The organism is Chitinispirillales bacterium ANBcel5 (assembly GCA_029688955.1).
Lineage (GTDB): Bacteria > Fibrobacterota > Chitinivibrionia > Chitinivibrionales > Chitinispirillaceae > Cellulosispirillum > Cellulosispirillum alkaliphilum.
This window is the reverse complement of record JARUKZ010000017.1, coordinates 1-23,008: the sequence shown is the minus strand read 5'-3', so window position 1 is coordinate 23,008 and position 23,008 is coordinate 1. Positions and strand designations below refer to the sequence as shown.

The 23,008-nt window shown below is 42.5% G+C and carries 16 protein-coding genes; 7 read left to right on the top strand and 9 right to left on the bottom strand.

Features of this window, described 5'->3' with window-relative positions; all coding sequences use genetic code 11:
• Positions 1-22: 22 nt before the first annotated feature.
• The 6 genes from QA601_10510 to QA601_10485 form a co-directional block, all read right to left on the bottom strand.
• Entirely contained in the window at positions 23-157 is a 135-nt protein-coding gene (locus QA601_10510; protein MDG5815513.1) for a hypothetical protein, read from the bottom strand.
• A 282-nt stretch (positions 158-439) separates the two neighbouring features.
• Positions 440-1,108: a four helix bundle suffix domain-containing protein gene (locus tag QA601_10505; GenBank protein MDG5815512.1), complete on the bottom strand. Its 669-nt coding sequence runs from the start codon at positions 1,106-1,108 to the stop codon at positions 440-442.
• A 416-nt stretch (positions 1,109-1,524) separates the two neighbouring features.
• The gene (locus QA601_10500; GenBank protein ID MDG5815511.1) at positions 1,525-1,683 is read right to left on the bottom strand and encodes a hypothetical protein; all 159 of its coding nucleotides are present in this window, start codon (positions 1,681-1,683) and stop codon (positions 1,525-1,527) included.
• Positions 1,684-1,982: 299 nt separating this feature from the next.
• A complete protein-coding gene (locus QA601_10495) occupies positions 1,983-2,507 on the bottom strand; it encodes a hypothetical protein (protein MDG5815510.1) in 525 nt (174 codons plus the stop codon).
• A gap of 1,630 nt (positions 2,508-4,137) precedes the next feature.
• Entirely contained in the window at positions 4,138-4,551 is a 414-nt protein-coding gene (locus tag QA601_10490) for a hypothetical protein (GenBank protein ID MDG5815509.1), read from the bottom strand.
• Between the two features lie 156 nt (positions 4,552-4,707).
• Complete coding sequence (locus tag QA601_10485) at positions 4,708-5,553, bottom strand: hypothetical protein (GenBank protein ID MDG5815508.1); 846 nt, start codon at positions 5,551-5,553, stop codon at positions 4,708-4,710.
• A gap of 606 nt (positions 5,554-6,159) precedes the next feature.
• On the opposite strand from QA601_10485, the gene QA601_10480 reads away from it, so the two are divergent.
• Positions 6,160-6,429: a hypothetical protein gene (locus QA601_10480; GenBank protein MDG5815507.1), complete on the top strand. Its 270-nt coding sequence runs from the start codon at positions 6,160-6,162 to the stop codon at positions 6,427-6,429.
• Between the two features lie 237 nt (positions 6,430-6,666).
• Here the strand turns inward: QA601_10480 and QA601_10475 are convergent, their stop codons facing one another.
• On the bottom strand, positions 6,667-7,461 hold the full coding sequence (locus tag QA601_10475) for a hypothetical protein (protein ID MDG5815506.1): 795 nt from the start codon (positions 7,459-7,461) through the stop codon (positions 6,667-6,669).
• A 258-nt stretch (positions 7,462-7,719) separates the two neighbouring features.
• Here QA601_10475 and QA601_10470 point away from each other — a divergent pair, with 258 nt between their 5' ends.
• The 6 genes from QA601_10470 (at position 7,720) to QA601_10445 (ending at position 19,192) form a co-directional block, all read left to right on the top strand.
• Entirely contained in the window at positions 7,720-8,526 is an 807-nt protein-coding gene (locus QA601_10470; protein MDG5815505.1) for a hypothetical protein, read from the top strand.
• 167 nt (positions 8,527-8,693) lie between these two features.
• Positions 8,694-9,311, top strand: coding sequence for a hypothetical protein (locus tag QA601_10465; GenBank protein ID MDG5815504.1), 618 nt, complete (start codon positions 8,694-8,696; stop codon positions 9,309-9,311).
• Entirely contained in the window at positions 9,308-11,332 is a 2,025-nt protein-coding gene (locus QA601_10460) for a two-component regulator propeller domain-containing protein (GenBank protein MDG5815503.1), read from the top strand. Before QA601_10465 ends, QA601_10460 begins: the two co-directional genes overlap by 4 nt.
• A 1,071-nt stretch (positions 11,333-12,403) precedes the next feature.
• The gene (locus QA601_10455; GenBank protein MDG5815502.1) at positions 12,404-15,379 is read left to right on the top strand and encodes a DEAD/DEAH box helicase; all 2,976 of its coding nucleotides are present in this window, start codon (positions 12,404-12,406) and stop codon (positions 15,377-15,379) included.
• 661 nt (positions 15,380-16,040) lie between these two features.
• Entirely contained in the window at positions 16,041-18,545 is a 2,505-nt protein-coding gene (locus QA601_10450) for a DEAD/DEAH box helicase (GenBank protein ID MDG5815501.1), read from the top strand.
• On the top strand, positions 18,545-19,192 hold the full coding sequence (locus QA601_10445; protein MDG5815500.1) for a DUF4391 domain-containing protein: 648 nt from the start codon (positions 18,545-18,547) through the stop codon (positions 19,190-19,192). Before QA601_10450 ends, QA601_10445 begins: the two co-directional genes overlap by 1 nt.
• Positions 19,193-19,460: 268 nt before the next feature.
• Here the strand turns inward: QA601_10445 and QA601_10440 are convergent, their stop codons facing one another.
• Both QA601_10440 and QA601_10435 read right to left on the bottom strand, forming a co-directional pair.
• On the bottom strand, positions 19,461-20,498 hold the full coding sequence (locus tag QA601_10440; GenBank protein ID MDG5815499.1) for a hypothetical protein: 1,038 nt from the start codon (positions 20,496-20,498) through the stop codon (positions 19,461-19,463).
• Positions 20,499-20,639: 141 nt separating this feature from the next.
• Complete coding sequence (locus QA601_10435; protein ID MDG5815498.1) at positions 20,640-22,316, bottom strand: tail fiber domain-containing protein; 1,677 nt, start codon at positions 22,314-22,316, stop codon at positions 20,640-20,642.
• Positions 22,317-23,008: the final 692 nt, after the last annotated feature.

Sequence of the window (23,008 nt, the reverse complement as noted above, 5' to 3'; positions counted from 1 at the left end):
CTTATCTCCTTTCTTCTACCTTTTATCTTTTCCCTATAGTGTAGTCCCAGGCATACATGCACTCAGTAGCTATGATCCGTGCTCGTTTCTCTTTATGCAGGTTAACAGAAAGCGTGTTTCGGTTGTACAGTATTTCTGTTTCTGTTTTACATTTCACAATCCGGATTCTGATTACGGGTCGCCCGAGGCGAAGGTGGCCACCCCCCAGCAAGGCCTGGTGGCAAGTGCCGGGTTCATCACGGGGGCGCCAAGAGGCTTGCTTGCCACGTGAAAGCGTGAGGGATGGGTTTTGAAGTGTAAGGAACTCTTAGAGTGACTGTTTTAAGGAAAAAGGGGACGGACTGTTTTTTTACTTTACTCCGCAATTTGCGGCATCGGTCACATAATCTGAAAGCCTGCTGGCATTCTGGCTATATTGAGCTTGGGGTCGATAGACGTTTTAAGACAAACCTGCGTCTTTTAAGTGCTCTTTGCGTTTAGCGCTTCTGATCTTGTATAAACGTTCTGTAAAACCGCCCTGGTTTTCGAAATCTATTGCAAGGCGTTCGACCTGACGGTCAAGGAGATATGTGGCCAGGTTCAACAAAGATAGTGCAGCATTGGCAGCAAGACAGGCAGAAGACAAGGGTGAGCACGGACTGGCACTGACGTACGCCGCGGCTTGGTTTTCATCATCAGTTTTTTGCTTCCGTTGGTGTCCATGCTTGTCAGTGCCCCTTTTTTTTTCCTGTGCCACCCAAACCTGCACCTCTTCCAGGGTTTTACAACGTAACTCTTTAAATCGCACCAGTGCAGGGTGCTGTGGTGGTAGTTTTGGGAGTTTCCTCTGCCTCAAAAAGTCCTCATAATCCAGTGTTAGCTCCTCCAGACTTGCCCGTGCAACCTGTGTCAGCTTAATCTCAAACTTTTTTGATGTAGCACTGGTCTGAGAGCCCTCTGCAATGTTTTGAACACCACTTCTGGCAGCCTGAGTCATCTGGTCGCGAGTCCTGGAGAAGCGGTCTATGTACCGCTCACAAAAACGCACGGTCACATCGTAGATAAGCTGAGATACCTGAAAGCTTTTTAGTTTACGGTATCCACCATGTTTGGGTATTAGCTCGCTCATTTTCTATCCCACATTCTTGTTTAAGCACTTCTTCATTTTGGAATAGTGAGAACACAAATCCGAAAAACATAGCAATACAGGGAATTATGGGTGTGATCTGTTGGTTAATCACCAAAGCTTTTTATAATATAGATATTAGGAAAGCAAGATGGGAACGAATATGGAAGAAAGATCATTCACAAACGTTTTCGTTAGCGTAACACAGTAAAAAAAGACAATATGTATAGTTTTATTAGAAATAGCCATGAAAAGAAGAAATCAGATCAATATCCTGTTGCGAAAATCGCTTCACTATCCCACAAGCCCAATGACTTTGCTGTGGCCTGCAAAAGAGATATGGACGGGTTGAGACCCTACGGACTCACAGAAGAAAACGTGAATTTTAGGAAATGGTATAAACCAAAGTTGTTGTTTTTTCATGGGAACAGTTTCCTGGTGTGTCGGGAGGCGGCCGGCCCGATTCTACCAATCCAGCCAAAATCTTTGAGGTACTTACTATTTTTCTCAATGATTGTTGCACCTATTCCTACGATTACCACAAGCTGAGCCTGGCTAACAGCGGGATTTTCGCGCATAGCATTCAAAATCTTTTAGCGGTTCACCTAAAGTTTTTCACCCCTCTCATTAAGAAAGGTAGGTGCAAATAGTGCCATAGAAACGCCGCCATTTTTCCCGATGATTTCTGATTCAGGTAAGTGTGCTTCTTTGCGGGCATTAATAATCTTGAGTGTTCCGCGCCGCCGGGTAGCAATGTAGCCCCCTAAAAAACAGGTGTTGGCCAATAAGGGATTGCGTGAACGTGAACTATGCTCTTTTTTGAGATCTGGAGGCTTAAGCCGTTAGGGAGAGCACTAATGACCAACTTCTATCAGGCTCAATGATCTCTGTAGGTAAATATCTTATATGGAGGGTCTGAAATTTTTGATCTGCTTACAGACCACAACAAATGAGCTCCACCCGTTTTTTTATTAATCGTGTCGATTACAATGTCGAGGATGGTACTTCTTAAAAGACGGGCAGGTTCGCTTTCGGTTATAAGCATGGCAAGATTTAAAAAAGCACGGAAATCAAATACTCCTAACTGTGGGATTTTTATGTTAACGAAATTATTTTCGTTAACATGTTGTTCCATTATCTCTAACTTGAACCGCTTCAATCGATTACCACGTAGCACCTCATAGCCGTTTCTCTGCAATTCGTCTTCATACCGTGCAATGTAGTTATCTATTGTTCTGGGGGTTACCGCAAAAAAGTCTGCCACCTGATCTTTTAAAAGAACTGCTTTTCCCTCAAAAACAAAGCACTCTATCCGTGTTGCCCTATGGATCTCTTCGAGAGCATAGGGATTGTTCAGTATATTCTGCCGATCAATCACTGATTTTGTGAGATCTTTAGCCATTGTTCCCATCAACCCTTATTGCTGTAACTACCAATTTGTCGAATTTGGATTGCTCCGTACAAACACCAATACCTGACATATAAATTGCTATCACTTTTTTTGGTATTTCACCCGATACTGCCATAAAAGTCGTAAACTGTTAGTGTGAAAAACAGGTACATTATATAAGGTAAATGATCGGAGATATTAATGCAAAAGACTTATATGGCTTTTGCAGATTTTCCCCTTCGACTCCAGCTCAGGGACCACCCTCGGCCTGTCGCTTAGGGATCTTACATCCCCACTCTACAGCAACACTATTCATGTATACACAGTAAGATTATTGCTGGACCACGTCACTGCCAAAACCATCGTATCACCATAACCCACCAAACCCGCTATTTAACGACTTATCTCTTTTAACAGGTTTATTTTCCTGTAGGCATTTCTGGTGGGTACCCAAACGGTTAAGTCTAGCTTCGATTGCTTATTATTTCCACTGTTTTCACACCAAAAAGACCGCGATTTTTCAACTGAATGGCCTTATAAATAATCGAATTATATTCGGCATAAATGCAAAAACTGTCATACTGGAGATAAGTTTTAAACCATTGGGAAAACCGAACATATTTTAAATACTGGCGGGTGAACCATTACAGCCTCAACCATAAACATCAGCCGTTCATGTAACAGCTGATGCTTGGATTTCAGAGCAAAATGTTGCGAGGTTGGGCTTGAGCCAAGACCTTTCATCTGAGGAAAGAAATACTTACATCCAATGTGTCTTTTTTTACCGGATTTGAGCTCGTTAGGTGCTTCAGGGTAGTGATCTTTCTGGGGTTTTAGGAAGCGGTTTAGAAAAGGAGTTGTGGGTTTCCATGGGAACGGTTTCTGGTGTGTAGGGGGGCGGCCGGCCCGATTCTACCAATCCAGCCAAAATCTTTGAAGTACTTACTTTTTTTTCTCAATGTTTATTGCGCCTATTCCTACGATTACCACAAGTTGAGCCTGGCTAACAGCGGGATTTTCGCGCATAGCATTTAAAATCTTTTGGCGGTTCACCAAAAGTTTTTCACCCAAATAGAACAGTTGGATTGTGGGGTGTTCACGAGCAATGGATAAATAGACAGTACTTGTATTTTGAGAATGACATACTCACTAGTTTTCAAGAGCTTGGAAAATCCTATTAGAGGACTGAGTAAATATATCCTTGCTAGCTTTATCTGTTTGGTTTGTAATAACAGTGGTGGCTTCTAAATGATTTTTAGTAATAAAGAAGTGTTATATAAATGGTATTACAAACATTGTGTAGTGTTTCCAAAGCATACGATTACATCGTTAACGGCAAATCCGCCATCGAATAGATCATAGGCCGCTACAAGGTCACTATTCACAAAGACACCGGTACCAAAAACGATCCCAACGACTCAGCAAAAAAGATGGGGAATGAGCGGTATATACTGGATTTGCTGCTTAGTGTTGTAGAGGTTAGTGTGAGGAGTGTGGATTTGGTGGAGAGGTGGTTGTATCTATTTCTGTTATCAAAGGAATTGTGCATAACGTTGAGTGTATGCAAAGTAAGCGATTGCGGGCTTCAAACCTTGATTTTACTACTGTCACATATGTTTTGTATATACATTGTTGTAAAACTTTAATTTTTACCAATTTCGTTAACTTCTAAATTCAACTTAAAATTCTTACTTGAGCGATATTTTTTACCGTCAAAATCTTTTAGTTCCGCACTTATTTTATATATACCTTTGTGTCTATTTTCAATTTTGCTCAAATCAATTGCTGAATCAAGAAAGACACCAAATCTATAATTTTGTCCTGGGTTGATTGGGTTATCGAATTTTTGTTTCCCGACCCAATCAAGTCCATATTGGATCTTACTTCTATTTAAAAATATGACTATTGAATTTTTATCTATAGCAATTATTCTTGATCCTTGATTAATTAAATCAATCACAATCACTATATCTTCTTTTAATCCATTTAAGTCAGAACCAAATTCATTATCTTTGTCTAATTCTTCAAGGTTTAGACAATATAAATCAATAGACAACTTTTTTCTCCTATCGATTCTCGTGATAATGAAAGTAATCAATGCAAGAATAAACCCGAGAATTCCCAATATTTCAGTATATTTCATATTTGTTTCTGCTAGTACCAATTCTGTTATGAGATTTTAATGTTGTATAACACTCCGATTTTTACTCATTTATGCTATTTTTGTGCATACTAATGTGTGAAAGCAAAATGGGTCCTCTGTATTGCGACCGGGGTTAAATACAAAATCCCACCCATCACTAAAATATTTGTTTCTGTTGAAAAGGTGTATATTCATAGCACCTGAGTTTATGCTCTCTTGAAAAACAAAGCAACCATTTCGACATATAATACTTTTGAATTTGTCGATATAGTTATAAAAATCAGGAACGTATGTTAAAATGTTTTTGGCTCTTATAGCTACTATTTTGTGCTTATTCAATATTGAAACGTCAAAATCTTTGACACACCCACAGTAAACGTTAACATTCTTTAATCCTAATTTTCTAACCTTATACTTCAAACACTCGCAAGTAAAGTATGACTTATCAATCAAAAAATAAGTAGTTGAAGGGTTTAGATCTTCAAAGAAATCTATGTAGTTAAAACCAGCTGCTAAATCTATACAGTAACCACCTTTGCTGCATTCGGGTGGTAATTTAGGTGTTGTAAATCCAGCTTGTTTATAACGATTAATAAATAGATCAACATAAATCTGTGCGCTAATTTTAAGATAATCAGTCTGCTTATTATATATAAGCTCGCCATACGTCACAAAATAATCTTTAATGTCTAGCCTGAATTGATCGATATCTCCTAGTGGTGGCTTATCCTTAAGATAACTGTTTATGAATAAATCTTCAAACGAGTCAACATTTCCGGAACAGTTATCAAAAAATAGTTGGCATGTGGTGCATTCTGTTTTTGCTAAACCAGCCTTTGTTAGAAAATCTAAGTTCTTTCCTGTAATAATATTGTATTGTTTTTCTAATTGAGTTATTAGTTCTGCATTTTTCATTGTAATTTTCCAAAAACGAGTTTTTTTTTCAAGCTAATAGTTTAATAGTGACTTCGTTTCTACTCGGCAAGGCTACTCTTCTTTTCCGTGGCTGGCCCCAAAATATGACGAACAGTGGTTCGTACCCATAACGAAGGTTTTTACGTGTGAAATGAATTAAAAATATAATTTTCTGTATTTCCTCTGTTTTAAGCTGTAACTTTTCACCCAAAGCCGAGACCCCCCCCCCCAAAAAAAAGAACCGCTCTATCTAAACCAGTGGATTGTTCGAAATGAAGACTCGTAAGAAGCATAAACCCTTAAACTGATAATGTGATAATGATAAGTACATTATATAAGCTAACTAATAGCTGCCTTTACCGCAATAAACCTATGTAATTTTATCAGATTTTGTCCACCGATTCACGCCCGGGGCGACCACCAACCCTCTCTGCTCCCGCCAGGTGAGTTCTCAAAGGTTGCGCGTTATGTTTCAAACAGAGTATCGCACAGTTTAGTGAGACAGTGCCTTCCAGAATATGTATTACACCGGCTGTATTTACATTCACCCGCATCTTGACTGAGCTCCCACAACCGGAAGATATAGTTCAAAGCCTGTTTTGACGTTTGCTGCCAGTGCAAGACGACGATCCGCAGTTACTACGAGAGCTTCCGCACACTCCACAACCACTTCCGCATACCCCTGTAACCCTTCCACATCCATGTTTTAACCTTCCCGACTACCGTTTCATAGTTACCGGGGTCGTTTTCGATCCTACCGATAGCGTTTTCTACCTTCCCGATACACGTTTACTTCCTCCCGACAACCGTTTCGTTTGTCCCGGTAACCGTTTCGGTTTTCCTGTGTGGGTAGAAATGGTTCAGGAGGTGAAATAATTACAAAATGGGGGCAGATAATTGGCTCGGGGGGTTAAATAATTATTGTACGGGTGATGTAAAGTGGTCTGTGGAAGAAAATAACAGGTTCAGAAGAGTTGAAAACTACCTGGCGGGGTGAAAAAACCTCATTGTCGGGGTACACATTGCTCAATTGGGTATAGAAGTGTTGTGGTCCCTTAAATGCAGGGAGTTATAAACGGTAGTGTTTTGGGTAAAGAAACGGTTTTGCGGGTCTTAACTATCCGGTGGCGGGCCGGGGTTTGTGTTTTTGGGTTCCACCGGTGGGTGACCTGTGGGTTTCTCACGTGTTATAACAGTAGTTTTAACGGTCTCACGTTTCTCTGTTTTTTGCTTACCGACTTTTGGTGGTCTTCCGGGTTTGGGGCGACGCCAGTAAGAGTTCGCGTAGAGTTTTCTCCGTCTCGACTTACGCATGGCAAATTTACCGCACACGCGTATCTCCTGAACTATTGTATAGAGTTTAGAGTAGAGTTCATCACGCGCTTTACGCTCTTTTGAATTTTTGGGCTTACTCTGCCTTCGCCTTATAATTTTCCCGGTGAGGTTAAAGGAGTGCTCCACCGCCTCTTCAAGAATCGACATGTCGAAATTAATCTTTTTAAGCATCCACTTTTTCTGTCGGCCCATCACCGCAAGATCATTTAAGTCCTGACTCACTTCAAAACCACTGCGTGATTTGTAGTAGGGGACTTTTAGATGAGAACCGGACTTCTTTGCCGCGAATCGTATGGAGCGGGCAAGATCGGTACGAAACTTACACAGCTCAGCAATGTACTTTTTAAGCTCTTTACCTTCATATACACTACCAATTTTCACCCGTATCCACTCGCCATGAGCTTTGGACAGATCCAACACAAGCTGAGGAATGGCGTCTACCATTGTCATATCGAGCCCGACATTCTTAACAGCTTCAAGGTCGGTGTAGCAGTGTTTATGCATATCACATGCCTGTTGTAATAGTTCCGCAACCGGCATTTTGATAGGAACGAGTTCTGTTTTTGACTTCATACATTCACTCCTGTTATAGTAGTGGGTTAACAATAAAATATTACAGGGAAAAACAGGAGGCAAAAAAAAAGATAAAAAATATCTTTACTCTGATATAGACAGGAATATAGTTTTTATTTAACCCTTTGGGATACCAGAAAAGTTTTACACATATTACGATCAGTTATGCCCAAATATCCCATTATCACTAAGGTTAATTAACCGCCCGGCAGTACGATGCTTTCGGGTAATTCACACATAAACAAAAGGAGTTTTGTTATGCCTTTTCAGGAAAAACTAGAAAAAATGCTTCCTGTTATCAGAGAAGTCCCCCTGGATGAAGTAAAGAAACATAGAATTCCGCCCAAATTTTACGCTATGGAAGCGACTAATCTATATTATCTTGCATTACAGGATAAGGAGAAGCTGCTAGAGGATCATCTGGACTGGAACCATGCCGAGATGATGTATTCCTTAAGTTTAGCACTCAGGGAACTGTGTTCCAACTGGCTGGTTATCTATTTTGACAGAGCTGAGGACCGTATCGCCTGGGAAGAGAGCCTTGAAGAAGCCAATAAGCTTTTCGATGATGTGTATGGTTATTTACGCTTTCACTTCCGTCACGACCAAAGCACCATCAATCAGCTTCGCCAGATCGCGGACGGAAACAGACACGCCGACACTATTCAGGATTTTAACGATCTTGCAGTAGTGGCCCGCAATCTGACACCCCGCCTGGAGGAGTTGAATTTTGATTTCTATAAGTTAGACAAGCTTACCAAATATGCCTACGATCTCAATATTCTTTATGCAAAAGCCAGAAGGAGCAACATGCCCCGTACCGAACAAAGAGAGTTGCGGGATAAGGCCTATCACCTTTTGAGAATACACACCAGAGAGGTGATCGATCATGGTAATTATACATTTCGGGATGATGAGAAACATGCCGCGAATTACGCGATCCACTATCTGCCAAGCACACGCAGAAAACCTGAGGATGTACAGGAAGATATTGAAGAGTCGGCAGAGGAGTTGGAAAAAGACCTGGTAACCGGAACGAAGTTTAAAGTGACCAGGGTAGAATAGAACCTTTTTCGTTGGGGAGTAGTAAGGGGCTGGTCCTAATGGGGACTGGCCTTTTTTGGGTGTTTGGGTTTTACGTACGATAGACTGTTTTTTTGTAACAGCTTAAAATAGTACCGCTCTAAGGGTTCATGGTCCCATTCTTTCAAAAAAAAAAAGGAGGTATTGCGATGTCCATCGATTATTTCACAAAAAAAAGAGATTCTGCACTTTATCTCATTGTGGCCATAGTGTCTGTTTTAGCTATTCATAATCAAATAGTGGCTCAGGATATTGGGTATGATACAATTCTCGTTTTTGAACAACCAGGAGTAATGGGAAACAACGGATATCACATAATCAGGAATCGAAGTGAACTGCAAGAAATAGTAGATCGAATTCGACCAAATGATTCAATAGTTACGCCATTAACAGAATGGCCGGATTTTACTGAGGTCATAGTATTTGTCTTTTTGGGGATGGGGTATATAGATATAGAAAAAATCCAGGACTATGAAGACACAATAACTATCAGTTACAAGTTTAGAGGAGATCTTTTCCCTAGCATGGTAACCACCTTATTTGCTATTCCTTATACTGAAAAAGAGATCGCGTTTAAAAATGTTGACGCTACTTCTGTTTTTGATTCGAGGCGCCGTAGCAATACTCCCTTAAGAGCTAATGATTATACTAACACTATCCGCTCCCGATCAAAAATAATGCTCAATGGCAGAGCGATACAAAGTAATACTGCAAATAGAATCTACTTAGAACGCAAAGGTCTGGAAAGAAGATTGCATTTACAATGAATCGGGTAGTAACTGGTATGAAAAAAATCGTGGTACTCTTTTTTCTTCTATTAGGCTTGCCAATAGTTGCTCAAGACATAACAAACTATATCAATTACCTTGATGTAAGTACAACATATTTAGATGATGATGAACTTTGGGTTGGGACCAATACTACCGGTCTTTTTATGTACAATCGCTCAACCAAAAAGAAAACAATATATAATGATGATAACACATTTTTTGGTGATAAAGTAAATAGAGTCCTTAAGGATCAGCAAAACCGGATATGGGTAGCATGGCCCCGGGCAATTGCATACAAGTATAAGGGAGAATGGGAAAAACTTGATCCTCTTATTGATAGAGTTTATGATTTTACCTTAGATAATACTGGTAATATATGGGCTATCGGATTGGGTGGTGTGGTAAGAACCAGCGGTGGCAGTTTTGAAACAATTAGTACACCTGTTGATCTGACAAATGACCCGCTAAGAGGCATTGCTTCTGGATATGATAATGGAAAAATCTATGTAGTTACCGACTCCAGGATTTTAAAATATAATACTGACGGTAGCTATTACGGAAATATTGACCAACCTCGGAACACCCCTCTTTCCGTTGCTATTGACAACCTCAACAGAATATTTTTAACTTATTCCACCGGTATTTTCAGGCTCGAAAATGAAACTTGGATTAATAGCTCTTTTAATGTTCCAATTACAGATCTAAATGTTTCCGAGGATGGCTATGTATGGGCATATAACAGAAATAGTATCCACGTTTATGATCAGAATCAGTGGCAATTAATTCTACAGTATCGAAATGACGTAGGATATATTAAAAGTGTTCAACCACACTCTAAAACGGAAGCACTAATTGGAGGTGATTTTTTCTTAGGGTATTTAGAGGGCAGCTTTATTCACCCGGCCTTCAGCAATATTAGCCCGATTATTGAATCCAAAGCACCACGCGGTAATACAATACGGTTTCTGTATACAGATAACTCCGGCACAGTTTGGACTTATGCGGATTTTGATCCTGAAGGCGTCAGGCAATTCGTAAATGAAAAATGGCAAAGTACTGTGTATGGGCCTAGTATCAGTAATCAAACAACACGAATGATCAGCAGAGACGATGAGGTATGGTTTTTAAACTCCCAGGGAGTTCAAATTCTTGAGAGAAACAGTTTGTCTGGTTTCGAATACTCCGGTCGTGGGATATTGAACGATCTGGTTTTTGATAAATCCGATAGCCTTTGGTTTGCTACCTCCAGAGGTGTTGGAAAGTATAATGGTGTGGAATTTTATGAAGACAGAAACCCGGGTTTTCAGTCTAACAACATGACAAGTCTACTTGTCACAAAGGATTCTTCCTTGTGGGTCGGTGGTTATGAAGGCACTCTCGCATTTTACAGTAACAACATTTGGACACAGCGTACTCTTTCCAAACCTGCAACGATTACTATGCTTGCGCAGGATTCACTTGGTAGTTTATGGATTGGTACAAATAATGGATTAGTAAATATAGGTAAAAATGATTCCGAAGTGTGGTATACAACTCATAACGGACTGGGGAGTAACAATATTCAAGATATACGCGTAGATACATACAACAGAATATGGGTAGCTACAACAAGTGGCTTAAGCTACCTGGAAAATGAAACCTGGAAAACTTTGGACAGATCTTTGGGGCTTGCTGGTAATTACGTTTCATCTTTAACAATCAGCAAAGATACTATACTCTGGATTGGCACTGATAGGGGCATTAGTGCTCTAAACCTTAATTCACATACCATTAGCGTTGAAGATAGTAACAGGCGATTGAACCCTGCAACAAAAAGATATAAACAATCCAAATTACAAATAAATCTGGAGAATAATAGAATTTTTCATTCCCCTGATAACAACTTTTACCTACTCAATGGTAGAAAGATTAACCCCTCAAACAACAAAAGAAAACTTCCATCAATGATATACATAGAAAGCAATGCTTTTCAAAAAACAGGGAGTAGGGGACGGCCCGAGTCTTCGGGAAATCAATAGTTAATAATTACTAAGGACTAATTACAATTTACTAATTGAAGGCAAAAGGTATCGTACCCTGATTAGCTTGAGCAGGAAAAAGAGGTTCATCTTAGGACTTCTTAGCTCTTATTGTCTTTCTCATTCCCCTACACTTGAAACAACAAGTAACACTTATTCCAACCATACCTCTAACTCTTATACCAGCAGTTTGTTTTCCTGGTCCCGTAGGGACCGCATAGTTATAGAATATTCAACACAGAAAAACAGTCCTCGTCCCGTAGGGACGAAATATAAAAGAGTGCAGCCAATAAACGCTATGTTATTATAGGTAAGGATCTAAGAGCCTGCCGTCGATATCAACAACGTTCATTCAGGGCTAGGACAACTCCGCTGTAACCAGGAAACGATCCTCGTACCCTTAGCGGGAATCGAATGGTTACAAAAATCATGTAACAAGTTGCAATGTTTTCTTCTATTATTTTTCTTATATAGAAAACCTGTCATTTTCACCTTTACGGGTTGTAAAACCCTAGATGAGGTGCAGGTTTGGGTGGCACAGGAAAAAAAAGATCACTGACAAGCATGGACACCAACGGAAGCAAAAAACTGATGATGAAAATCAAGCCGCGGTATACGTCAGGGCCAGTCCGTGCTCACCGTGTGTTCCGTGCCTTCAGTGGTTAAAAAAATCCTAAGAATTACAACCACCGAAAACACGGAATGCACGGAAATTAGAAAAACAAAATTCAGTGGTCACAAGGGATGCTCTCTCCTACGCGGCAGGCAGGACGGAAGGTGAGGGGCGAACGGCAGTGAGCCCCGAAGACAAAGCGAGGACGGCGCGGTCTTCCGCGACTACGAGCTTCGGCCGAGGAGGTACGACGAGCCTGGAGAACATTGTGCCCGAATGGGTAGGCCGACCCGAGTCCGCGAGGGTGCCGCCCAAATCGATAATTACTAATGACTAATTACAGATTACTAATTGCAGGAAAAAGAAAATGTAACCGTGCATCACCTTACCACCCTCTTGCCATCACCACAACAGGCATCTATATTGGTATTTTTCAAAACCGGTAAAACGAGGTTATTGTGCCGCAGAATTTTTCTCTAACCAATGTCGAATTTTTCAGAAACTCCTTCATACTGATATCAAACGATCACAACACCCACCTTCCTCTGCTCAGCGTTACCTCCGCACGGGATAAAAAACCCAGACTCTTCTGCCGCTGCTCAAGAGGTAGCTACGCTGCATGCTTTCATGCCCGGGAACTTAAACGACTCTTTGAACAGATGGTTGCGACCACCGCTCCGGAACTGCCACACAAAAGCTTTCAAAACAGCGATATATATTCGATTTTCAAGCCCCTGATACGGCACTCTCCAAAGCCGCTAACCGGTATCAAATCAAGCACTTTCGATGATTCTATCAAGGTCGGCAAAAAGGGCTCCGATATCTGCATAGAGTGCAGCCCCGGTGAATCAACCACCCGGTATCTGGAAAGACTTGGGCTTGAGCATGATACTGTCACCACCCTCAATCGCCTTGCCCCCCTCTCCAAAACCAAAGACTTTGTCTACACCGAAGGAGAGAAGCAGCTCCTTTCTGCCGGCCACAAAACAGTCCGTATGGCAGAAGAGGAAAGTATCTGGTTCCGCACTGCATACCATCTCTACCGTGAGATTGGAACTAAAACGATCGACATGGAAATCAGTATCCAAAAAGAGCTCTGTATTACCTTTTTCATGGAAGATAACCGACAAAGCCAGCTAACAATCACTGTGCCTCGCAGCTGTGTTTCTGAAGTGCTTCAAGTGATTGAGAAGATCGACCCTGAACGACTACCATTTTCCATCGATAAAACCACTTCCCGGTTTCTCTTTCACCTCTCCTATCCATCAGCAGACAAGGTTAGTTTCGAACCTGCAGTGCGGCTTTCTGATACCAGGGAGGATTATGAGCTGTTTTCACCGGAAAATGTTTTTGGTTCAATGGTCTATCTTCCTTCCAAACAGCGGTTTACCAATTTTGATCAGCCGGGCCTGGGCCTGCTTGCGCAGGGCTGGTCAGAAAAAATCACCACAGAACAGAAAACCTTCTCAACCTTTTTAGAAAAACACGCGTCTGCTTTTTCCCTAAGCTCCGGATCGGTAAGTGGTTCTTCTTCAAACCATTACGACCTTTTTTCATCGGTGGATACCAGCGAAAGTGAAACCCATGACGCGGACTTCGGGCGCCTGGCTAACCTGCCATGTTTTAAAGAGATAGAAGAGATTGAGATCGAAGTGATCAACCTAAGGGATCAGTGGTGTACGTTATCGATTACCTACTTTAGCCCGGGGGCAGCAATTACACTCAAAGAGCTCCTGAGCTGCCGAAAGGAAAAACGTCGTTTCTTCATAACCAGCAAGGGCTTCTTTGATTGTGAAAGTGAAGGGATCTGTGCGGTTATCCCCTTTCAGGACCTTAAAGAAGAGGGGGATAACAGGTTTCAGTTTCCGCATTCCGCATTGATGCAGTTTGTTTCCAGAAACAAGGATTGCAGGGTTACCATAAAGGGTGATAAGGAGTTACGCCTGAAGCTTGAAACGCTTACCCAGTTTCGAAAACCACAGCATGTAAGTGGTGCCCTGCCCGGATTTACATCAAAACTTCGTCCCTATCAGGAAAACGGGCTGGCCTGGCTGCTTTTTCTCTATGATAACGGGTTTGGAGGTCTGCTCTGTGATGATATGGGGCTTGGAAAAACTCATCAGGTCCTTGCGTTTATCACTGCCCTTAAAGAGCAGCGAAACAATAGGTTACCGGTTTTAGTGATATGCCCTGTATCGGTGATTGGTCACTGGCAGCGGCTCTGTGCCACCTTTGCCCCGGGGCTTAAGAGTACAGTCTACCATGGCAGTGGACGCTCAACGCTTGATTTCCATGAAAATCAACTGGTTATCACCTCCTACGGGGTACTGCGTGCCGACTGTGAAACCCTTTGCGAAAGTAGCTTTGAAGTGGCTGTTTTCGATGAAGCACAACGACTTAAGAATGCTCAGACCGCTGTGAGTAAATCCGCTGAAGCACTCAGGGCGAATATGAAACTTGGGCTCAGCGGCACCCCTGTCGAAAACTCACTGAGCGATCTAAAACGGCTCTTTGATATAGTGCTTCCAGGGTACCTGGGCTCAGACCGGTCCTTTGGTGAAAGGTTCCTTGAACCCATAGAGGTTGGTAAAGATTTAAAAGCACGTGAGCTGCTAAGAATATCCATAACTCCTTTTATATTAAGGCGTTTAAAGGAAAGTGTGCTTCTTGAGCTGCCGCCCAAAATTGAAGACAACAGGATCTGTTCGCTTAGCGATGAGCAGCATTCTCTGTATAAAGACGCTTTTGAAAAACGGGGGGAAAAGCTCATTGAAAGTATCGGTGATAAGGAAAAGGCAGTCCCCTATCTTCATGTATTTTCGCTACTTAAGCACCTGAAGGAAGTGTGTAATCATCCGGCCCTCGCACTGAAAGACCCCGATGGATACGCGAATCATCAGAGCGGCAAGTGGGAACTTTTCACCGAGATTATGGATGAAGCGCTTGGATCGGGGCAGAAGGTGGTGGTGTTTAGTCAGTATCTGGGCATGATAGAGATCATTCGCCAACACCTTGAAACCGTTGGTGTTGGGCACGTTGTACTCACCGGGTCCAGTAAAAATCGGGACAGGCTGATAAACCGGTTCAATGAAGATGAGGGTTGTCGGGTATTTGTGGGTTCACTGAAAGCTGGCGGAGTGGGGATCGACCTTGTAGCTGCTTCAGTAGTAATACATTACGACCGATGGTGGAATTCAGCCGCAGAGGATCAGGCAACAGACCGGGTCCACCGGATAGGTCAGAAGCGAGGGGTTCAGGTTTTCAGACTTATTACGGAAGATACGTTGGAAGAGAAGATTGATAGGATAATTTCCAGAAAAAAAGAGCTGGCCAGTATGGCGGTAAGTGAAGATTCCCCTGATGTGGTTAAGTCATTTTCACGTGATGAAATACTTGAACTGTTGAGCTGGAATAAGGAAAAGGGAATTGTTTAAACCTAATCCCGTGGCCCGTCGTTCCCCCTCGGTGCCCCGGTTGTAGCGCTGCGAGGACTTGGCGCGTTTAGCTCTGCATCATTCGTGATCACAGTAAAAGGATTGTAAAACGCAGACCTATGCTGAGCTAAGCAGTAGAGATACCCCGGGCGCCTGCCGCAGACGGCACCGGTTGTACCCATTCGGGCACTATGTCCTACAGGCTCGTCGTTCCTCCTCGGTGCCTCGGTTATAGCGCTACGAGGACTTCGCTTTTTTGAGGGCACTGGCACTTAAGAAAGTGCCACCTTCCGTCCCCCCTGGCGCGTTTTACCCCTGCAGCATTGGTGAACACAGTAAAGGGGTTTTAAAACGCTGAGGGCGCAAAGGGCGCAGAGGTAAACGCTTCGCGTTTAGGTGAATTAAGTTTCCATACAGTTGTGATTACGGCATTCTCCAAGCTGTAATCCGGAGCGTTAATCCTTGGTTCACCATTCGCAGTAGTCCTCTACGGAGAACGGGCGATCTCTGCGCCATAGCGAACCTGTATAAAGAAAATTCACCCGAATTCATTTATTATCTGACACTCTACAACATCTTCGATGAATTCTTACAGGACATTTCTGAAGATGAACTTGCAAACGAAAAAACCGGGTTTAAACAGTCTGTTATCTGGAATAAACTGTATGATTTCCAACGTGACGCTGTCTTAGGTATTATCAACAAACTGGAAAGATATAATGGCTGCATTCTTGCCGACAGTGTCGGCCTTGGCAAGACATTCAGTGCCTTAGGTGTTATCAAATATTACCAGGAACGAAACCGCACTGTACTGGTACTCTGCCCTAAGAAACTTGGTGATAACTGGCAGACATTCTTAAACAACTATGATGATAACCCTCTTATTAATGATCGCCTGAACTACGATGTGCTTTATCACACCGACCTTTTAAGGGAACATGGTGATTCTAATGGTATCGATTTAAGCCGGATTAACTGGAGCAATTACGACTTGGTTGTAATTGATGAGTCCCATAATTTTAGAAATAATGATCCTTGCAAAGATCGGGTAACAAGATATCAAAAGTTGATGAACGATGTTATAAAAGCCGGTGTGAAGACGAAAGTGCTTATGCTCTCGGCAACACCGGTCAATAACAAATTTATCGACCTAAGAAACCAACTTGCACTTGCGTTCGAAGGTCATACAGATGAAATAAATCAGAAGATAACTACCGGAAAATCCATTGATAATATTCTGAAAAATGCACAGAAAACATTCAACGATTGGGCGAAGTTACCAATAGAAGAGAGGACAAGCCAGCAGCTTTTGAACAGGTTAAACGCAAACTTTGATTTTTTCAAATTGCTCGACAGCGTAAGTATTGCCCGAAGCAGAAAACATATCGAGAAGTATTACGATAGCAGTGTAATCGGCAAATTTCCGAACCGCCTAAAACCTGTAACCCATCATGCGAATATAACCGAGCTTCCTGATTTTATAGAGATTTCAGAATTATATAAGGAGCTTTCGCGTCTGAATATGTCGATCTATTCACCATTTGAGTATATCCTCGACAGCAAAAAAGAGTTCTACAGCGTTGTGTACGATACAAAACTGAAAGAAAACACCAGTTTCAAGCAATCGCACCGTGAAAAAAGTCTTCAAACATTAATGCGGGTAAATTTGTTGAAACGCCTCGAAAGTTCCGTTGATTCATTTCGCTTAACGCTCAATAAATTCATTAAAGAAATTGAAAGCACAATATTTGCCATAGAAGAGTTCGAAAAAAACGGCAATGCCTCTTATACTACAGCAACTCAGTTTGGTAATATCAATCTGGATGCAGATAGCGACGATTGGCTCAGTGATGAGTTTAGTATCGGTGATAAGATTAAAATCAACCTGGCCGATATGAATACAACCGGGTGGAAAACTGATTTGCAGGCTGATTACTATGTTGCAGCACAACTACTCGAAGAGATGCATCGGGTTACACCCGAGCACGATGCAAAGCTTAATGATCTGAAAACAGTCATAGAAAACAAACTGAATAATCCAATAAACCCAGGTAACAGAAAAGTACTCATTTTTAGTGCTTTTGCTGATACTGTACATTATTTATACACAAATCTTGCGGATTATGCAAAAAAACAGCTCGGCCTTGAAACGGCCAAAATCGTGGGTACCGATAAGAACGCTTCAACACTCGATATCCATTCAGGTTTTAATACTATTCTTGTTCATTTCTCGCCCCGCTCAAAGGATCAGAGAAATATAAATGCGCGTGAAATCGATATACTTATCGCAACAGACTGTATATCTGAAGGCCAGAATCTCCAGGACTGCGATACGCTGATAAACTATGACATACACTGGAATCCGGTGAAAATCATTCAGCGGTTCGGCCGCATAGACCGCATTGGCTCAATAAATAAGGATATCCAGCTTATCAATTTCTGGCCGCAACTCTCTCTGGACGACTATATCAACCTGAAAAACCGGGTTGAAAGCAAAATGTTCATGGTGGATGTTACGGCAACCGGAGAAGATAACGTTCTTACAAATAAATCATCGGATTTGCTGTTCAGAAAAAAACAGCTTGAGAAACTGCAGGATGAAATTGTTGATATTGAGGATATGGGGACCGGGGTTTCAATTACCGATTTGGGACTCAACGACTTCCGCATGGATTTGGTGAATTACATTGAGAAAAATGGCAGATTGGACAATGTGGCCAACGGAATGCATACGGTCTGCAAAAAGGCACCTGAGCTTGGTATCGACGAAGGCGTTATTTACGTTCTTAAGAATATTAACAATGATGTGAATATCGATAATACAAACCAGTTGCATCCCTTTTATCTGGTGTATAGTAAGGAGAATGGTGAAATTGCTTCAAATCACCTTAATGTGAAAGAAACGCTGGATATTTTCAGGGCACTCTCAAAAGGGCATAAAGAGCCCATAAAATCAGTCTACGAAAAATTCAATGATGAAACCCACGATGGCAAAAATATGGATAAGTATTCCACCTTGCTTAATAAAGCCATTGAATCAATCATTTCGGTTAAAGATGAAAGTGATGTGGACAGCCTTTTTTCTGCGGGGGGGACCACTGCACAGGCAAGTTCCATAAAAGGGTTGCAAGATTTTGAACTGCTAACTTTTGCGGTTATAAAATAATGGTGAATAGTGAAATAAATCTGCCAAAACAGGCTTATGTGAACAAATTTGTTCCCAAGAGCAAATTCTACGAACGAACACATCTCAGCTCGCGACTGCAAAAGGAATTCACCGGGAAAATTCAGCGCATTACCTGGAAGTATAAACTTGCCGAGGAAACAGTAGGAATCACTAAAACAGAAGCAGTGACCGAGATACAGATATTTGAACTGGAATTGAAAGCGCAGGAAATACCTGAAAGAATCCTTAAAGTGATAGATAAGGCGATACCGTACCAGATTCTTTATAAGTTTGTATATAATGGATCAGTAGCCTGGGGTATTACGTTAAAACAGGGAAATAAAGCTGAAAATTATTATTTTTCAGAGTGGGATGCACCATTACACTTTGATTTTACCGGTATCGATTTGGAGAAGGTGTATCAGAAGCTCGTCAGAGCATTCATTGGTGCTGATAGTGCCGCAAACCGCAATTTTGGGGAACTTGTGGCCAATGATGCCGCCAGAAAGCAGCTTGAAAGCGAAATAATCGCTCTAAATAGAAGAATGAAACGTGAAAAGCAGTTCAACCGGAAGGTTGATTTGAATAAAGTACTACTCGCGAAAAAACAGCAACTGGAATATATCAAACAAGAGCTAAGCGGATGAAAAAAGAGATTGTGGTAACTTTGTCAATAATACCCAGCTGAGGTGTAGATACATTCTTTCATTCCAAATTCCAATTCCCCCTCTCCTCCCGCGACAATAGCCCAAGGGTCCCCCCAAACGGGTCCTCTCACGCTTTTACCATTGACGCCCGGGGGTGACCCAATCTATCGCCTTTAGCCCCATAAAAATCCTTTTATCTATTTCCTATTGATAATACACCGAGGGAAATCAACACCAAACGACAGACAGGCCCTTAATCCAAATTTCCTCACACACTTCTCACCTCTTCATCGTTTCTCTGCGGCTCAAAGTCCGCTCCATCGGCATTTAACAGAGTATAAAGCATAAAGTTCTCTTCAAAAGTGCGAACCGGACCCTCTTTCTGTGAATACCAGCGCAGGAAGGCAGATTTTTTTCTGTGGTTGAAAAAGCGGTACAGCTCAACCGGATCATCAATTCTACTGCTCAGATACACTGTATCTTTACCAATAATTTTGAGTACTTCATCGCGCTTTACACTCGCTTTGTCTGATTTAAAAAGCTCCTTTTTAACCGTACACAGCTCTTCATAGGACAACCCGAAAAGGAATTCTTCAAGCGCCGCGGCTTCATCGGCAACATGTGAAGCGTGGTGGATATATTTCTGGCAGGTTTCATTTACATGACCAAGCAGCGAAATATACTCATGCACCCCCGTAAGTGTTCCGAAAACGGGTATATATTGCCGTCGAATTAACCACATGTTGCGCAGCTCAGAGATAAAGGGGATAGTTTTGAGCGATATCCTCTCCTCCCATATCCTGGCCAGCACCTTTGCAGCCAACCCTTTCACCTCCTCGCACCTGGTGTCACTGAGCAGCTCCAGAAGCACATCTTCACTCATTATCGTAAGCATATGATCTGTAATAAAACCGAATGCTTCGTTTTGAAGCTCACCGGTTTCCTCCATCCCTTCGAGGAGGTGATGCACCATATAAAGCAGGTTAATTCTACCAATCTCAAAGCTTCTTCCCACATGAGCCTTGGTTGGCATCACAAAGGTGTCTTCAACTTTATATTTACTGCACAGCTCAGAAACAAGCGTCTCCGCGTTCCTTTGAGCACTGCCAATGCGATTACACTGCAGTATAGAGGGATAAAGTTCCAAAGCTCGGGCCTGGTGGTGAAGGGCAGAGAGGTTATTGCTCATCCACTGCTCCTCATCCTTCATACCTGCATTGGCCAGCTTTTGGGATAAAAGGTCGATTAGCGCCATCTCCTGAGCAGACCAGATCGGGGCGGTTTTCTCTTTTAACTCTTTTTTCATAGTGTATCCTGCCTGGTTCCATAGTATACCATACTTATACAAATATAACATATGTTTATAGATGGATTTGGGAAGGGCTGGTCCGGGTGGGGGGGGATAGCACGCCTGCCTGGTGCGGGCGTGCTAAAACGAATACTAAATCTACTCTAATCCCAAATGCTTTTTTATGGTTTCAATTTCTGCTCTTAGTGTTTCGTTTTCTAATTTTTGTTCTTCCATTTGGGCATTTTGCTCTTCAATCACCATTTGCTGCTCTTTTATTGCTTCCACCAAAACCGCAGTAAGCTTATCGTAGGAGAGGGATTTGTATCCATCGGCGTCGGTGTGCACAAGCTCCGGAAGTACCTGTTCAACCTCCTGAGCGATAAAGCCGATTTGGCGGCGGTCAGAAAAGTTACGTTCAGGATATTCATCCGCTTTCCAGTTAAAGCCGATGCCCTGGAGTGAAGAAACGGTGGAGAGGGCGTTAGTGATAGTGTCGGTAATTGTTTTGAAAGTGGAGTCGGAGGTGGAAAAACTACCATTCTCGGTTAAATTTCCTGTAATTACAACATCACCATTAACCCGCAGAGCATGATCATCATGGGGATCAGTATTTATACCCACAGTTCTTCTTATTCTAACCACACCGGAGGATGGGATATCCACTCCGGTGCCCCCCAATGAGAATAACCCACTACTATCTGATAATATCCAATAACGATTACCGTTTGAATGTTGAAAGTTAATAGCTGCATCTGATGCACTCTCACCTCCTATAGACAATGCAGCGTCTAAAGGTGCCCGTCCTATACCAACTCTCCCATTTAACCTTGCAGCTCCACGGACATCCAATGCACGCGTTGGTGAAGCGACTCCAATACCAACACTTGTATCATTTATGAATACCATTTCTCCAAGCACATTATGGTCATGACCTGTATCTGCCTTTCCTTCCAAAGCGGGTGCAAGGCCATCAACCATATCCTTAGATATACCTTCTACTTTTGAAGCTGACACGCTACTGATTTTGTCATCCGTTACCGCCCCTTCAGCAATCATTTCAGTAGTAATCTCCCCCTCACCAATTTCTCCTGTGGGAATTTCAGGCCTATCTTTGATTTTACTCCAGCTAACAGAATCGATCTTCTCATCCGTTACCGCGCCATCGGCGATCTTTTCGGTGGTAATTGATCCCTCTCCTATCTCACCTGTGGGAATCTCCGGCCGGCCTTTTATCTTACTCCAGCTTACCGAGTCGATCTTCTCATCCGTTACAGCGCCATCGGCGATCTTTTCGGTGGTAATTGATCCCTCTCCTATCTCACCTGTGGGAATCTCCGGCCGGCCTTTTATCTTACTCCAGCTTACCGAGTCGATCTTCTCATCCGTTACAGCGCCATCGGCGATCTTTTCGGTGGTAATTGATCCCTCTCCAACTTCACCTGTGGGAGTTTCAGGCCTGCCTTCAACCTTTTCCCAGCTTACCGATTCTATTTTCTCATCGGTCACCGCGCCATCGGCGATCTTTTCCGTTGTTACTGAATTATCTTTTGGAGTAACCCCGGTTAGCTCAGACCCATCCCCCGCAAAGCTCCCCGCTTCAACGGCACCTGGCACAGTGAGATTACCCTCCTTTACTGTCATGTCTCTGCCACGGGAAAAGGTCTCGAGAAAAAACTCTCCTGTTTCAGACGATCCCTGATACCCAAACGTTGCAGTAGGACTGGAGGTAGTATCATAAAACTCAATGGCACTGCGCTGAGCAAATACCGTTAGTGATAATAACAGAACAAAACCCGCAGACAACAAGGGCTTTTGGGGAAAGGTGCGTACCATGTGTTTAACTCCTGAAAAGGTTTTTGATATGATAAGTGTTTTTTTGCAGAAACCAGCAAATGCAATTGGATTCATTTAATCTATTTAAAATAATTAAGTACAAAAAGATAAGCTATAAACGGTGAGCTTTGAGCAGGAAAAAAAGTACGTACTGGGCGCCAGCACCCGGGGTGGTGCCAGAAGACTGGCTTACCCCGGGCTATAGTATCACGCGCTTTCAGCGCTTAAGAGGAAGACCAAGACCAAATTCCGTTCTCCCTCCCCTCCTCCCGCGATAATAGCCTAAGGGTCCCTTCAAATAGCTATGAGCATTGAGCGTTGAGCAGGAAAAGGGATAGCTGGATAGTTACCATTTTCTTCATAGTATATTAGAACAGATACGCCCCTCGACTACGTTCGGGGAACTGTTATATATATTCATGCTCAAGGAACTGCTCAGGGCATGCTCGAGGAACTGACTAAGTGCAACCCAGTAAGACCGAGCTGAAGTGTAGATACATTCCTTCATTCCTTCATTCCAAATTCCAAATTTTCTCTCCTCCCGCGATAATAGCCCAAGGGTCCCCCCCAAACGGATCCTCTCACGCTTTCACCATTGACGCCAGGGGGTGACCCAATCCATTGCCTTTAGCCCCATAAAATCTTTATCCCAAAATTCTCGACGGCATAAACGTATATCCCGCACTTTCAGC

Bases quoted from the DNA above. Each gene is read 5' to 3' on its own strand.
- QA601_10505 (MDG5815512.1), bottom strand. From the start codon at position 1,108: ATGAGCGAGCTAATACCCAAACATGGTGGATACCGTAAACTAAAAAGC.
- QA601_10500 (MDG5815511.1), bottom strand. From the start codon at position 1,683: ATGCGCGAAAATCCCGCTGTTAGCCAGGCTCAGCTTGTGGTAATCGTA.
- QA601_10495 (MDG5815510.1), bottom strand. From the start codon at position 2,507: ATGGCTAAAGATCTCACAAAATCAGTGATTGATCGGCAGAATATACTG.
- QA601_10485 (MDG5815508.1), bottom strand. From the start codon at position 5,553: ATGAAAAATGCAGAACTAATAACTCAATTAGAAAAACAATACAATATT.
- QA601_10475 (MDG5815506.1), bottom strand. From the start codon at position 7,461: ATGAAGTCAAAAACAGAACTCGTTCCTATCAAAATGCCGGTTGCGGAA.
- QA601_10470 (MDG5815505.1), top strand. From the start codon at position 7,720: ATGCCTTTTCAGGAAAAACTAGAAAAAATGCTTCCTGTTATCAGAGAA.
- QA601_10465 (MDG5815504.1), top strand. From the start codon at position 8,694: ATGTCCATCGATTATTTCACAAAAAAAAGAGATTCTGCACTTTATCTC.
- QA601_10460 (MDG5815503.1), top strand. From the start codon at position 9,308: ATGAATCGGGTAGTAACTGGTATGAAAAAAATCGTGGTACTCTTTTTT.
- QA601_10445 (MDG5815500.1), top strand. From the start codon at position 18,545: ATGGTGAATAGTGAAATAAATCTGCCAAAACAGGCTTATGTGAACAAA.
- QA601_10440 (MDG5815499.1), bottom strand. From the start codon at position 20,498: ATGAAAAAAGAGTTAAAAGAGAAAACCGCCCCGATCTGGTCTGCTCAG.
- QA601_10435 (MDG5815498.1), bottom strand. From the start codon at position 22,316: ATGGTACGCACCTTTCCCCAAAAGCCCTTGTTGTCTGCGGGTTTTGTT.